This is a genomic window from Rhodanobacter sp. FW102-FHT14D06 (assembly GCF_043950705.1).
Lineage (GTDB): Bacteria > Pseudomonadota > Gammaproteobacteria > Xanthomonadales > Rhodanobacteraceae > Rhodanobacter.
Genome location: NZ_CP170722.1, coordinates 3,669,778 through 3,684,629, shown reverse-complemented (window position 1 = coordinate 3,684,629; position 14,852 = coordinate 3,669,778). Strand labels below are relative to the sequence as shown.

The window sequence follows — 14,852 nt, the reverse complement described above, 5'->3', positions numbered from 1 at the left end:
ATGCGCTCACGCCTCAACCGCCACTGGGCGCTATCCATCGCGGGCCGGATGACGATCTGGTACACGCTGTCCGCCTTCGCACTGATTCTGATCGCCACGGGCGTGCTGTATTGGGGGTTGGTGAGTAGCCTCGCGCAGGAAGACGCGCGCACGCTCGATGACAATCTCAACAACATGCGGCTGCTGCTGGCCGGGTCTCCGTCGCCGGATATCGAACTGATACGACGCAGTCAAGACAGCGCCTGGAAGTCGGGGCAGACACCGCAGTTCTACTTCCGCATCTTGGACGAAAACGCTCGCACCCTCGTTGAGACACCAGGCATTCCTGCCGCGCTGCCGACGCCGACGGCAACCCAACTGGCAAGGTTTCCGCTGCTGGCGACCGCCGATCGTCACGCGGTACTCTCGCGTTTCAGCGATCGGTTCGAGGTGCTCAGCGCGCGCCTGGCCAGCGCAACACCGAACACCCCGGCGCGATTCATCGAAGTGGCGATGATGCGTGACAACGACCAGGATCTGCTGGCTCGCTATCGCGAGCGGCTGGGGTTGGTGCTGGGCTTGTCGCTGATTCTCTGCTCGCTCGCCGGCTATGTGATCGCCCGGTTCGGCACACGGCCGATCCACCGCATCAGTCGCTCGGCCGAACACATCCGCTCGACCACGCTGCACGAACGTATCGACACGGTGGGGTTGCCTGCCGAGCTGCTGGGCATGGCTCAGACCTTTAACAGCATGCTCGATCGCTTGCAGGAAGCGTTCGCCAGGGTCTCGCAGTTTTCCGATGACGTGGCGCACGAGCTGCGCACTCCGATCAACAACTTGCGCGGCGAGATCGAGGTGGTGCTGAGCAAAGCGCGTTCCGACGATGAGTACCGCGAAACGCTGGGTTCGGGATTGGAGGAATGCGCGCGCATTTCGCGAGTGATCCAGAGCCTGTTGTTTCTGGCACGCACGGAAAACACGATCGAACCGTTGCCGCGCGAGCCGGTGGACGTCGGTCATGCATTACACACCGTGCAGGAGTTCTACGAGGCAGCTGCTTCCGAGGCGGCCATTGCGCTGCGCGTGGACGCCACGCCCGATCTGTGGGCGCCACTGAACCGGACCCTGTTCCAACAGGCGATCGGCAATCTGGTCTCCAATGCGATCGCACACACGCCACGGGGCGGTTCTGTGCAGATGGCGGCCTGCATGAAGGCGGATCAGCTGCAAGTGATCGTGGCCGATACCGGCGGTGGCATCGCGAGCGAACACTTGCCGCATGTGTTCAAGCGGTTCTATCGCGCCGATCCGGCGCGCTCCAGCGCCGAACATCGGGTCGGGCTTGGCTTGGCGGTGGTCAAGCGTATCGTCGAGCGCCACAACGGCCGGATCGACATCGAAAGTCTGCCAGCGCGCGGAACGCAAGTCACGGTTCGGCTGCCCTTCGCCGACTGACCGCTGTCGCCCCTCGCTCACCGTGCCCTCGCAGTATGACGATTTCGTCATTCTTGCTTCATGGCTGCGTTAGTCGCGATCTTTAACCTTCTCCTTCTGGCACAAGCCGGCCGCGCTGCCCACGGCCTCCACAAGGAATCGTTGAATGCCGCAAAGAAATCGATCGCTGTGGCTGGTCGGAACCTTGGTCACGCTGCTGTCCGGTTGTGCGACGTACCAAGCTCGCCCGCTCTCGCCCGCCACACGGGCGGCCGCGCTGGATCAGCGATCACTCGACGCACCCCGGCTCCAGCATTTCCTGGCTGCCAGCGTACCGGCGGTGGACAACGCCGCCGATCCGAGGCACGCATGGGACCTCACCGCGCTCACCTTCGCCGCGCTCTACTACCAGCCTGATCTGGATCTAGCGCGCGCCAAACTTGCCGCCGCCAAGGCCGGCGTTACCACCGCGAAACAGCGACCGAATCCGACGCTGGATTTTTCGCTCAATTACAACGCGAACTCACCGATCGCCGTGCCGTTCACCATCGGCCCGGTCATCAATTTCGTCATCGAAACCTTCGGCAAACGCGGCTACCGCACGGCCCAGGCGCGAGACGCGCTGGCATCGGCACGCTGGGATCTTGCGACCACTGGATGGCAGGTGCGCGGCCGTGTCCGCACCGCGCTGCTGAACCTGTGGGCGGCCCGGCAACGGCTGCAACTGGCCCGTCAGCGATTGGCCCTCCAACAGCAGTTGGTGAGCCTGATCGATCGAAGGCTCGCCGTGGGCGAGGCGTCGTCGCTGGATAGCACGCGCGAGCATATCAACCGTGCGCAACTGAAACTCGCCACGCAAGATCTCGAACGTTCTGTGGGCGAAGCACGGGTGCAATTGGCGACCGCAATCGGTGTGCCGGTCCATGCGCTCGATGGCGTGTCGCTGTCGTTCCAGACCTTCGAGCAGTCGCCGCCGCCCGTGCAAGAACTCGCCAGTGGCGCATGGCGCGAACGTGCATTGACGCAACGCACCGACGTGCAGGCCAGCTTGGCCGACTACGAAGCGAGCCAATCGGCGCTGCAACTGCAGATCGCCCATCAATATCCGAACCTGACCTTGGGGCCGGGCTACAACTACGACGTGGGCGACAACCGCTATCTATTGGGCTTCGGCGGCGAGCTTCCGATCTTCAACCAGAATCAGGGGCCGATCGCCGAAGCGGTCGCCCGTCGCGCCCAAGCCGCCGCGACGTTCGATGCGTTGCAGGCTACGATCATCGGCGCCATCGATCAAGGCTTAGCGGCGTACCGCGGTACCACGCAAAGTCTGGCGAGCGCCGATGCGCTGCTGGCCGATGCCCAGCACCGTCGGCAGCAGGTCGCAAGCGCATTTCAGGCCGGCTTCGCCGACCGCCCGACCTTGGTGACTGCCGAGCTGGAATTGGCATCGATCCAGGCTTCGCGCCTCGATGCGCTGGTCGCGCAACGGCAAGCGCTGGCCGTATTCGAAGATGCCTTGCAGCAGCCGCTGTTCGATCCCGGTCAATGGCCCAAGGCGCCCGAACAAAACCCCCGCACTGACACGGAGCCGTCGTCATGATCGGCCAACCACGCGCTATACCTCGGCGCATCTTGCGCGCATTCATTGTCGTTGTGGCCATCGCGCTGGTCGCCCTGGTGATCTGGGGCTTCATTGCCGGGCGCCACGAAGCGGCCACTGAAGCGCAGCGCGAGAGCCCCGTGAAGGCACCACTGCGCGTGTCGACACAGAACGGAGCGTCGGTCGTGACGCTCGACGCCCAGACCGAACAACGCAACGCCATCACGACCGCCGCGCTCACGGCCGCACCCTATCAGGCCCAGCTGCACGCCTATGCCACGGTGCTCGACCTGGCGCGGTTGACCGATCTCACCAATAGCTACCTCGGTGCCAAGGCGCAGCGCGATACGGCCCAGGCAAAACTGGCGGCATCGAAGATGGCTTATGCACGCGCCCAAGGGCTGTACAAGGACGAGCAGAACGTTTCGCTGGCCCAATTGCAGCTGACCGAAGCCACCTTTCGCACCGACCAAGCCACGCTCGCCGCCGCGCAGTCGCAATTGCGCACGCTCAGCGATACCGCACAGCAGGAGTGGGGCAGCGTACTTGCACAAGCCATCGTCGATGGTTCGCCGTTGATCCGCCACTTGATCGACCGCACCCAGGTGCTGGTGCAGGTCACCTTGCCGCCGGGCAAAACCTTGCCGACACCACCGGTGACCGGCTCGTTGCAGCTGGACGGAAACGCGCGCAGCACGATCACCTTCGTGTCGGCCGCGACGCGCACCGACCCCAAAGTCCAGGGCGTCAGCTTTTTCTACGTTGCGCCAGCATCCAGCGGGCTGCTGACCGGCATGAGCGCGCAGGCGTTGCTGCCGTCCGGCCCAACCACCGAGGGCGTCACGATACCCGGATCGGCGGTGGTGTGGTGGCAGGATCGCGCGTGGGTCTATCTCAATGCCACGCCGCACGCGTTCGTGCGTACCGAGATCCCGACCGACCAACCGGCGACCGGCGGCGGCTTCGTCGTAAAGAGTCTGCCCACGCCATCGCCCATCGTCATCCGCGGCGCGCAGCTGTTATTGTCGGAAGAATTCCGCGCCCAGATCCAGGTGGGCGACTGATGCTGAGCGCAGGCCACTACGGCGGCCCACAAGCCGCGCTCATCCGCTTTGCGATCCGCTTTCGTGGCATCGTCATCGCGCTCGCCTGCGCGTTGCTGGCCTATGGTGTGTATGCGCTGGGTCACGCCAAGTACGATGTCTTCCCAGAGTTCGCGCCACCGCAGGTCGGCATCCAGACCGAGGCCGCCGGCCTGACGCCGGAGCAGGTGGAAATCCTGGTCACGCGGCCGATCGAGAATGCCGTCAACGGTGTGGCAGGCGTCAGCACGCTGCGCTCGACCTCGATCCAGGGCCTGTCGGTTGTCACGGTGTTCTTCGATCCGGCCAGCGATATCTATCGCGATCGGCAGGTCGTCGCCGAGCGGCTGGCTACCGCCGCCCAGCAACTCCCGCAGGGCGTGCAACCGCCGGCGATGACACCGCTCACGTCATCCACCGGCATCGTGCTGGTCGCCGGTCTTACCTCGACCACGCGCTCGTTGATGGATGTGCGTACCGCGGCGGATTGGACCTTGCGTCCGCGCCTGCTTGCGGTGCCGGGCGTCGCCGATGTCACCGTGTTTGGCGGCGATGTGCGCTCGCTGCAGATTCAGGTCCATCCGGATCAGTTGATCCGCTATGGCCTGACGTTGAACGATGTGGCGACGGCCGCCGGCCATGCCACCGGAGTACGCGGTGCGGGGTTCATCGATACGCCGAACCAGCGCATCGTGTTCCAGAGCGAAGGCCAATCGCTGACCGCGGATGAGGTGGCCCGCACCGTGCTGGTAAGTCAGGGCACCGCCCATGTCAGCCTGGGTGACGTGGCCAACGTGGTCGAAGCCCCCGAACCGCCGATCGGCGGCGCGACGATCCAAGGCAAGCCGGGCGTGGTGCTGGATATCTCCGAGCAGTACGGCGCCAATACGGTCGACGTGACCCGGGCCGTCGAAGCGGCCTTGAAGGATTTGCAGCCGAGCCTTCGGGCGGATGGGTTGATTCTGCACAGCGACTTGTTTCGTCCAGCGAATTTCATCAAGACCGCGACTGGCAATGTACGCAGTTCGCTGCTGCTCGGCAGCGTGCTGGTCATCGTGGTGTTGTTCCTGTTTCTGTTCAATCTGCGCACGGCGGCGATCTCGTGCACAGCCATTCCACTGTCGCTACTGGCCGGCGCGATCGTCCTCGGGTTGTTCGGCGTGACGCTCAACACGATGACGCTGGGCGGCCTGGCGATCGCCATCGGCGTGGTGGTCGACGATGCGGTGATCGACGTCGAGAACATCATTCGGCGTCTGCGCGAAAACGATCGCCTGGAACAACCGCGTGCCGTAGCGCGGGTGGTGCTCGATGCGTGCCTGGAAGTGCGCAGCGCGGTGGTCTACGCCACCTTTGCGGTGATTCTCGTGGTGCTGCCGATCATGGGCTTGTCCGGCATCGCCGGGCGACTGTTCGGGCCGCTGGGCCTCGCTTACATTCTGGCGGTGCTGGCGTCGCTGATCGTGGCGCTGACGGTGACGCCGGCCTTGTCGATGGCGCTGCTGGCCAACCACAAAGCGCCGGAACACGATCCACCGGTGATGCGTTGGAGCCGTGCCCGTTACGAGCGCTTGCTGACGAACACCGCTCGCCGCCCGCGCATGCTGATCGCCGTGGCGGTGATCTTTACCGTCCTCGGTTGCGCTGCCTTGCCGTTTTTCGGTGGCAGTTTCATTCCCGAGCTGAAGGAAGGCCATTTCATCGTCCACATGTCGGCGGTGCCGGGGACCTCGATCGACGCATCGATGCGCATCGGCACGCGCGTCACCGCGGCGTTGCGGCAACTGCCTACGGTGCGTTCGGTGGCGCAACGGGTGGGACGGGCGGAAAAAGCGACCGACACCTACGGCACGCACTACAGCGAAATCGAAGTCGATCTGAAACCGGGGTTGTCCGGCGATGAGGCCGAAGCGGCGCAGGCGGATATTCGCAAAGCGCTGTCGGGCTTCGTCGGCCTGAATTTTTCGGTGAAAACCTTTTTGACCGAACGCGTCGAGGAAACGCTTTCCGGCTACACCGCCGCGGTGGCCGTCAATATCTTCGGCAACGATCTGGATGTGCTGGACCAGAAGGCGCAGGACGTGGCCAAGGTGCTCGGCAAGGTACCCGGCGCGACCGAAGTGCTGGTGCAGTCGCCGCCGGGGCTGCCGCAGCTGACGATCCACCTGCGCAAGGCCGACCTGGCGCGTTGGGGTTTCGATGCGGTGGACGTGCTCGACCTCGTACGCACGGCCTATCAGGGCGATGTGGTCGGACAGGCCTACCAAGGCAACCAGGTGTTCAACGTCATCACGCTGCTCGACGGGGCCAGCCGCGACAACCTGACCCAGATCGGCAATCTGCCTTTACGAAGTCCCAGTGGCGCGTATGTATTGCTGAAACAGATCGCGGACATCTACGAAGCCTCCGGCCGCTACCAGATCCTGCACGAGGGCGCCCGGCGCCTGCAAACGGTCACGGTGAACGTGGCCGGCACCGATGTCGCATCGTTCGTGCAGGCGGCCAGGAACGCCATCGCGGCCAAGGTGAAACTGCCGGCCGGGACGTATATTCAGTTCGCTGGCGCCGCCGAAGCGCAAGCGCAGTCGCAACACGACCTGCTCGTCAATGCGTTGCTCGCGGGGCTTGGCATCATCCTGCTGCTTTCGATCGTGGCACGCACCTGGCGCAGCCGCCTGCTGATTCTCGCCAATCTGCCGTTTGCGCTGGTCGGCGGCGTGCTGGCCGTGTTCGCCACCGGCGGATCGCTGTCGCTCGGCAGCATGGTCGGCTTCGTGACGTTGTTCGGCATCACGCTGCGCAACTCAATCCTGATGATCGCCCACTACGAACATTTGGTCGAAGTGGAAGGCATGCCGTGGGAACTGGCTACCGCCATCCGGGGTGCCGCCGACCGGCTGACGCCGATCCTGATGACCTCGATCGTCACGGGCCTTGGCGTGCTGCCGTTAGCGGTCGGCATGAATGCACCTGGGCGGGAAATCGAAGGGCCCATGGCGCTGGTGATCCTCGGCGGCTTGCTCACCTCGATGGTGCTGAACCTGCTGGTGCTGCCGACGCTCGCGCTGCGCTATGGGCGCTTCGAGCCGTTCCATGACGAGCTGGATGGTCCGCTGCTGGCGATCAGCAAAACGGACGGCTGACCGCTACTCCAGCAACGACGCCATGACGCTCCTTTTCAACCTTCCACTCCACACGGAACGATCGTGAACACACCGCCAAAAAAAACCAGCATGCCGCTGCGTGAACGAATCGAGCAGCAGGGTTATTGGCTGTTTCGCTGGCGAAGCTATCTGCCCTTGCTGCTGCTGCCGTTGTTTGCGTTCGCGTTGCGCAGCTACGGTCAGCTCGAACACGCCTTTGGCTGGTTGGCCGGCATGGGCTGGGAGCTTGGATGCATCGCGCTGAGTTTCGTCGGCTTGCTGCTGCGCGCCTTGACCGTGGGCTTCGTCCCGGCCGGCACCTCGGGGCGCAATACCAGCAAACAACGGGCCGATGCGTTGAACACGACCGGCATCTACTCGCTGGTGCGCCACCCGCTCTACCTGGCCAATTTCATTGGCGTGCTGGGCGTGCTGCTGTTCACCGAGTCGCTTTGGCTGACACTCACCGTCACGCTCATCTACTGGGTGTACTACGAGCGGATCATGCTCGCCGAGGAAGCGTTCCTGCGCGAGAAATACGGCGAACCCTACTTGCGCTGGGCCGCCGCGACTCCCGCCCTGGTGCCGCACTTTGGAAACTACCAACCGGCAGCCATGCCGTTTTCCTTCCGGACGGTATTGCAGCGCGAGTACCCGAGCTTTTTCGCCACCGTCGCGGCGTTTACGCTGATCGAATGGGTCGGCGATTGGTTGGGAAGACACGTCTTCGACCATAACCCCGGCTGGACCGCGTTCTTTTTGGCGGGGTTCGTAATATGGCTGGCTTTGAGGACATTGAAAAAAAGACGCTGCCTGGATGTCCTCGGGCGCCAATGAACCTAGGCGATGCCATCCACCGGCTTGGACAGCGAGGCGGCCAACGCGGTGAGGTATCCGGTGGCCACCCGCTGTTGCAATGTCAGAAGAATCCACTGATGGAACCGGCGCCTCGCACCGCTGGATGATCATCGACAATTAGACCGCCATGGCATCGATCGAACGGACCGCATACCCGCTCTTCAAACGTCATCCTTCGACCGATGAACTCGAACAGGTTTACACCCCCACTGACGACGAACTCTCGCTAGCCATCAAGCAGGTTCGCGAGTCCGCCCGTCGCTTGAGCTTCCTGCTCCTGTTGAAGGGGTTTCAGCGGCTGGGCTACTTTCCCGTCGTCGAGGATGTGCCCGTAGCAATCATGCGATGCGTTCGTGATGGCCTGCGCTTGAGCGGTCATGCGCGTCCGGCCGCCCTTGAGCCGCGCACACTCTATCGGTACCACGCCGCCATCCGTCGCTGGCTGGGCGTTACGGCCTTCCGTGACCGTGGCATGCACGTCGCCACGCGCGCCATGGGCGCGGCTGCTCAGGTTATGGACCATCCGGCGGATCTGATCAATGCGTCGATCGAACAGTTGGTCAAGGACAAGATCGAGTTGCCGGCCTTCAGCACGCTGGACCGCATGGCACGGCGTATTCGTGCCTTGGTCAACCAGCGGCTGTTCAACTTGGTCCAGCAGCGGCTGTCACCGGACGAAGTCGGTCAGTTGGATGCACTACTGCATGTTGAGTCCGGCCGCCGTCAGAGCCCGCTTCAGCTGATCAAGCAATTGCCCAAGCGCTCGTCGCTGCAACATTTCCAGCGATTGATCGAGCATATCGGCCGGCTCTCGAACCTGGTCGGTGAGGCCCATCTCCTGGCAGGCGTTCCCGAGACGAAAATCAAGCATTTTGCGGCGGAAGCAAAGGCGCTGGATGCCGCCGAATTGCGGGATTTCGGGCCGCCCAAACGGCATCTGCTGCTACTCAGCCTCATTCACCGGGCGCGCATTCAGGCACGCGACGATCTGGCCATGATGTACATCAAGCGGATGAGCAATCTACATCGCCGCGGCAAGGATGAGCTGGAACGATTGCGGGTTCGCCATCGCGAGAAGACCGAGTCCATCGTCGCCACGCTCACGGATGTCATCCAGGTTCTGGATACGCACCCGAGCGACACCGAAGCGGGACGCGAAATCCGGCAGCTTTTGAGCAAACGGGGCGGTATCGAAGCGCTGCAGGAAGACTGTGCCGCGATCAACGCCTACAGCGGCGACAACTACTATCCCTTGCTGTGGAAGTTCTACAAGAGCCATCGGGCCACAGTTTTCCGCATGGTTCGGCTGCTGGAGCTGTCCTCGACCAGTGAGGATCGATCCTTGGTCGATGCCCTTGCGTTGGTGCTGGAACACGAATCCCGGCGCGGCGACTGGATCGACGAACCGGTGGATCTTGCGTTTGCGAACGAACGATGGCGGCGTGTCGTGTCACATCGGACTGAGGATGGCACCGTGCGTTTGCACCGCCGGCACTTGGAGGTATGCGTCTTTTCCTGCCTGGCAAACGAATTGAAGACCGGCGATATGGCGATCGACGGCTCTGAGGAATATGCCGACTACCGTGGCCAGCTTTTGACCTGGGACGAATGCGAAAGCCGATTGGTCGATTACTGCGGTCAGTTGGGCTTGGCCACCGATGCACCGACGTTCGTTGCGCGTCTACGGGAGGAACTCACCCGTACCGCCGACGAGATCGACGCCGCGTATCCGGACAACAATCAGATCGTAATCGATGACCGTGGGGTTCCAGTCCTCAAGCGCGTGGTCGCCAAGGAACCCACCGACTCGGCCAAGGCGCTGGAGACGGCCATTCTGCAACGTATGCCTGAGCGCAATATCCTCGACATCTTGTGCAACGTGACCCACTGGGTGAACTTCCCGCGGCATTTTGGTCCGCTCTCAGGCTCCGATCCCAAGCTCGAACGCGCCACCGAGCGCTACATCCTGACAGCGTTCACCTATGGCAGCAATCTGGGTCCGGTACAGGCAGCCCGACACTTCCGGGGCGCCGTGACGCCGCACATGCTCTCCTTCGTCAATCGGCGGCATATCAACGGCAAGAAGTTGGACCTGGCGATCAAGGACATCATCAACGCTTACAACACCCTGCACCTGCCCAAGGTGTGGGGGAACGGAAAGAGCGCGGCGGCAGATGGCACGAAATACGACATGCGCGATCAGAACCTGATGGCCGAGTACCACATTAGATATGGCGGCTACGGCGGCATCGCCTACCACCATGTCTCCGATACCTACGTCGCGCTGTTTTCCCACTTTATCCCGTCGGGCGTGTGGGAGGCGATCTACATCATCGAGGGCCTGTTGAAGAACAAGTCCGATCTCCAGCCTGATACGGTGCATGCCGACACCCAAGGGCAGTCGGCGCCGGTCTTCGCACTGTCGCACTTGCTTGGCATCAAGCTGATGCCGCGTATTCGCAACTGGCAGGATCTGAAGTTCTTTCGCCCGTCCGCCGACACCCGCTACGAGCACATCGACACGCTGTTCAAGGACACCATCGACTGGGCGCTCATTGAAACCCACTGGAAGGACTTGATGCGGGTGGTGCTCTCGATCACCGCTGGCAAGGTTTCGTCGGTGACGTTGCTGCGCAAGCTGGGCAATAACAGCCGCAAGAACCGGCTCTATCAGGCATTCCGCGAGCTGGGTCGCGTGGTTCGTACCACCTTCCTGCTGCGCTACATCTCCGACTTGGACTTGCGCGAAAAAATCACTGCTTCCACCAACAAGGTCGAAGCCTACAATGGGTTTGCCAAGTGGAATTTCTTCGGCGGGGAAGGGGTGATTACCGACAACGACCCCGAGGAACAGGAGAAGACGGTCAAGTACAACGATCTGGTCACCAACGCGATCATCTTCAGCAATGCCGTCGATCTCACACGCATCCTTCGCGAACTGGCGGCTGAGGGTTGGAAGCCGAAACGGGAGGACGTTGCCCTCATGAGTCCGTACATGACCGGCCACATCAAGCGTTTTGGTGACTACCTGATCGATATCGAGGCGGTTCCCGAGCCCTTTGTCGTGGAACTCGCGTTGGAATAGCTCGAACTCCGTTCGACCTGAGTAAACGTTGAGCCGAGCCTCAAACTAAATTTTTAGTCAACCTACTGAAAGAGCATTCCTTTTCAGAAAGTGTGTCCCAGTTCTACACGTATCTCGGCTGGACCCCGATGTCGCCGGTGGTGTGGACGCGTCTTCCGTCGCGGCGGCAGGAGGAGCCTTGGCGGGCGTCTCCATCGCAAGCGAGCGCTTGCTGAGGATGGTGGTGTCGGCGGCCAGCTCGTAGACAAGCACTTCGCCGGTGGCGATTTCGAGCTGTGTCACGGCTTGCGTTGACAGTCCGTCCAGGGCCATCACCAAAGCTCTCAGACTGTTGCCATGCGCGACGACCAACGCGGCCTGGCCACGCATGACGGCGGGAAGGATATGTTGGATATAGAAAGGCAGCACACGCGCGACGGTATCGCGCAGGCTTTCACCATCGGGGGGTGCATCCGCGTAGCTGCGTCGCCAGTGTTGCACTTGGTCGACGCCCCAACGCCGACGTGCTTCGTCCTTGTCGAGACCAGTCATGTCACCGTAATTGCGTTCGTCCAGCGCGAAATCCATCGTGACGGGCATGGCTTTCAATTGAAGGTCGTCCAGAATGATTCGCGCCGTGCGTCGCGCTCGGTGCAGCGCCGAACTGAAGGCGATATCGAAGGTCAGCTCGGCGCCGCGTAGCTGTTCTGCGACCGCATGCGCCTCGTGAACGCCCTGATCGGTCAGCTCCGGGTCGAGCCAGCCGGTGAAGCGATTGCTTGCGTTGTAGGTGCTCTGGCCGTGCCGAACAAGTGTGAGATATCGTCCCATGATGGTATTCCTCGATGCAGTGATGTGAATCAGCGCTGGGGCAGCTCGCAGCTGATCTTCTTGCCGGGTTTGCTCATGAGTTCGGGCGCGGGATTGTTCGCCATGCAGAACTTCACCGTGTCGTCGTCATAGTCGTCGCCGCGCGTCCGCTGCAAGGCGGCTTCGTCCAGTTCGCGGAACGTGAAGGCGATATGCCCGTCCTTGCTGACGTGCCCGAGCAGGTAGCCGTACGCGTGCTCACGTGCATCGGGGCCGGATGTAACGCCTTCGGGTAGCGGATAACGCGACGCGCCAGCGGTACCGATCACCCAGCCGGGCACGACGGCCGCGCGATGGGCAGGATCGCGCCAGTACGCCGTGTCGTAGACGTTGGCGAGGTAGTAGTGCTCGTGGCTGGCCAAGACGTATAACGGCTTGCGGCGTTGTGCCTGGGCGAGCCGGGTATAGACGTGTTCGCCGCTGCGGATGCCCTCGTTGCTGGCACACATGCTGTGATCGTCCGACAGGCTGTGCGGCAGGGGTTCGTGCATGCCGATCACGATGCTGCGGATCGCCGGATTCGCCAGGTCGGCATCCAGCAGCGCGTCGAACCAGGCCAACTGCTCCGCATCGAACGCATCATCGGCGGTGTTGTCGAGATTGATGAAGTCGACGCCGCGCATCACCCAGTGGTCGTAGGTCTGGTCGGCCGCCGTGGCTGGCACGGCGGGGCTGGTCTTCAGGTCACTCAGACGTTGCGCCCGCAGTTCCGGCCGATCGAGCAGGGGACCGAAATCGGCTCGAAACTGGCTGCGCGATTTCGGTGGAATGACTTCGTGGTTGCCGATGCCGAGGAAAAACGGCATGTCGCCAAACGGTGCCACCTGATGCTGGCTGAAGTCGCTCCACGCCGTCTGGAGATAGTCCGAGATGCTTGGAGGCGGTGAGTAGTGCTTGAACCGCTTCTCGGCCGCGTAATCTTCGTCGACCTTGTAGATCGCCCGCAGGTCGCCCAGATGCCAGTAGAAACTGGCACCATCGCGGCGCGCGCCGGCGGCAATCGCCGGCATCACGATATTGCCGCAGTTGCGTGAATCACCGGAGACGGCGAAGGTCCACGAGCCACCGGTCCCGGTTTTTTGCGGCGAGTGTTGAGAAGCTGCGTGGCTGGTGACAGCGAACAGTGCCAACATCAGCACCGACAGCGTTTGAAAGCGATTCCATCGAAGGGCGCGCATGACTTATCTCTCCGTAGGCTGACGGGCGGGCGAGCGTTTTGTGTTGACAGGGAGTTCCGGTTCTTGGCGAAGTCGCGCGACCGCGTTTTCTTTGCGTCGTTGCATCAGAACGGTGACGCCCCATTCCAAGCCGTAGATCACGGCGACCGACACGATGGCGCTCAAGGCGGCACCGACCATGTCCGCCGGCCAGTGGATGCCGACATACACGCGGGCCCATGCCAGCATCGTGGCGAGGACAACCACTACCAAGCTCGTCCAGCGCTGCCTTCGCATCGCCAGCGTGATCGCCATGATCAGGGTGAGGGTGACATGGGTACTCGGCATGGAGTTGTTCGCGGTATGCGTGACCCAGGCAGGGCCGAAACCGACCGCGAATGGCCGGGGATGGAAGGCCAAGGCGCTCACCAGCGCCTCGATCAGGAGCGCCATGCCACCGGCTGCGATCAGCCGAACCATGCCGAGACGATCACGCTGACGGAGCAACTGCCAGCCGGTCACGCCGGCCGCCACGAACAACGGCCACTCGGCGAGAACGGTCGCTACCGCGATGAGTGCATGCGGAGACGATGACGTGGCGTGAAGGTGCTGGAACAACGCCACGTTCCATGATTCCCACAACGCATTCGAGTCGGGCAACGCGTTCACCGCTGCCGGGCTCGGCGCAGTGCGCTCTCGATCAGGATCGCGATCAACCCCGCAAACAGGATCACGCCATGCCAGACCGCGGGAATCGGCAGATGCGGTAACGCCAGCCAGAGCAACGCCAGCCAGACCAGGATCGCGATCGCAAAACTCCCGTCATCGACAAAGAGCCCGAAGATTTCCCGAAAAATGCTTTTCAACCACGACATGGAATGACTCCTGCGGCTCAAGGGACAGAGGGGGTAGCGACGGGTTGTGTGCGGCACATCGGCACGGTGATCGTCGCCACCACGAGGTAGCCCACAATCAGGCCGAAAATCGACCAGTCCTGACCGGGCCACGCCAGGCCGAGACCTTCACCGACCCAGAAGGTGCCGAAAGCCGACAGCAGCACGCCAACCACGAACTTCAGCGTGTTCTCCGGGATCCGCGACAGCGGGCGGTGCACCACGATGCCCAGCGCCACCACGACTACCAGCGCCGCCAGCGCACCGAAGCTGGCCGGTAGCAGCAGGCCGATGCCGCCGGCGCCCAGCGCGATGACGATGAAGACCACTTCGATGCCTTCGAGCATGGTGATCTTGAACGCGGTGGCGAACGCGAGCTTGTCCCAGCGGCCACCACGGCGACCCATGTGCCGCAACGTCTCTTCTTGCCGGGTATAGATCGCCGCCTCGTCGTGCATGGCGATTATGCCGGCGGCACGCAGGATCGCCTTGCGCAACCAGCGCAGGCCGAACAACAGCAACAGTGCACCCACCGCCAGTTGCACCACGCCGAGCGGAATCCGCGTCAGTGCAGGACCCAAGATCGCGATGATGGCCAGCAGCACCAATGTCGCGGCACCACTGCCCATCAGTGCGCCGCGCCAGCCACGCACCACGCCCACGGCCAGCACGACTGTCAGCGCCTCGACGAATTCGACCAGCGACGCGAGAAACGCCGCCACCACGGTAGGCCCTACATGCGTCCAGTTGATAAGCATCATTTGATCTC

Annotated in this window: 11 protein-coding genes; 6 read left to right on the top strand and 5 right to left on the bottom strand. The window is 62.7% G+C overall.

The window, feature by feature from the left end; genetic code table 11:
* The 6 genes from ACFCQI_RS16605 (at window position 1) to ACFCQI_RS16580 (ending at window position 11,184) form a co-directional block, all read left to right on the top strand.
* Window positions 1–1,437 carry a heavy metal sensor histidine kinase gene (locus tag ACFCQI_RS16605; protein WP_201029834.1) on the top strand — a complete coding sequence of 479 codons (1,437 nt, stop codon included), beginning with the start codon at window positions 1–3 and terminating at the stop codon, window positions 1,435–1,437.
* Between the two features lie 145 nt (window positions 1,438–1,582).
* Window positions 1,583–3,016: a TolC family protein gene (locus ACFCQI_RS16600; RefSeq protein ID WP_082827208.1), complete on the top strand. Its 1,434-nt coding sequence runs from the start codon at window positions 1,583–1,585 to the stop codon at window positions 3,014–3,016.
* The gene (locus tag ACFCQI_RS16595) at window positions 3,013–4,080 is read left to right on the top strand and encodes a hypothetical protein (protein WP_082827209.1); all 1,068 of its coding nucleotides are present in this window, start codon (window positions 3,013–3,015) and stop codon (window positions 4,078–4,080) included. The genes ACFCQI_RS16600 and ACFCQI_RS16595 overlap by 4 nt, the downstream gene beginning before the upstream one ends.
* Window positions 4,080–7,241 (top strand): efflux RND transporter permease subunit, encoded by a 3,162-nt coding sequence (locus ACFCQI_RS16590; protein WP_063107832.1) that lies wholly within the window; start codon window positions 4,080–4,082, stop codon window positions 7,239–7,241. The genes ACFCQI_RS16595 and ACFCQI_RS16590 overlap by 1 nt, the downstream gene beginning before the upstream one ends.
* 63 nt (window positions 7,242–7,304) lie before the next feature.
* Window positions 7,305–8,078: an isoprenylcysteine carboxylmethyltransferase family protein gene (locus tag ACFCQI_RS16585; RefSeq protein ID WP_153022929.1), complete on the top strand. Its 774-nt coding sequence runs from the start codon at window positions 7,305–7,307 to the stop codon at window positions 8,076–8,078.
* Between the two features lie 148 nt (window positions 8,079–8,226).
* Window positions 8,227–11,184, top strand: a complete 2,958-nt coding sequence (locus tag ACFCQI_RS16580) for a Tn3 family transposase (RefSeq protein ID WP_063107834.1) — start codon at window positions 8,227–8,229, stop codon at window positions 11,182–11,184.
* A 57-nt stretch (window positions 11,185–11,241) separates the two neighbouring features.
* On the opposite strand, the gene ACFCQI_RS16575 is transcribed toward ACFCQI_RS16580, so the two are convergent.
* The 5 genes from ACFCQI_RS16575 to ACFCQI_RS16555 are packed head-to-tail and all read right to left on the bottom strand — an operon-like array spanning window position 11,242 to window position 14,844.
* Entirely contained in the window at window positions 11,242–11,994 is a 753-nt protein-coding gene (locus ACFCQI_RS16575) for a 2,3-bisphosphoglycerate-dependent phosphoglycerate mutase (RefSeq protein WP_395118475.1), read from the bottom strand.
* A gap of 29 nt (window positions 11,995–12,023) precedes the next feature.
* Complete coding sequence (locus tag ACFCQI_RS16570; protein ID WP_395118473.1) at window positions 12,024–13,211, bottom strand: hypothetical protein; 1,188 nt, start codon at window positions 13,209–13,211, stop codon at window positions 12,024–12,026.
* 3 nt (window positions 13,212–13,214) lie between these two features.
* Window positions 13,215–13,859, bottom strand: coding sequence for an undecaprenyl-diphosphatase (locus ACFCQI_RS16565; RefSeq protein ID WP_395118471.1), 645 nt, complete (start codon window positions 13,857–13,859; stop codon window positions 13,215–13,217).
* Window positions 13,856–14,065 (bottom strand): hypothetical protein, encoded by a 210-nt coding sequence (locus ACFCQI_RS16560; protein ID WP_027492550.1) that lies wholly within the window; start codon window positions 14,063–14,065, stop codon window positions 13,856–13,858. Before ACFCQI_RS16560 ends, ACFCQI_RS16565 begins: the two co-directional genes overlap by 4 nt.
* Before the next feature lie 17 nt (window positions 14,066–14,082).
* Window positions 14,083–14,844: a COG4280 domain-containing protein gene (locus ACFCQI_RS16555; protein ID WP_221174194.1), complete on the bottom strand. Its 762-nt coding sequence runs from the start codon at window positions 14,842–14,844 to the stop codon at window positions 14,083–14,085.
* Window positions 14,845–14,852 lie beyond the last annotated feature (8 nt).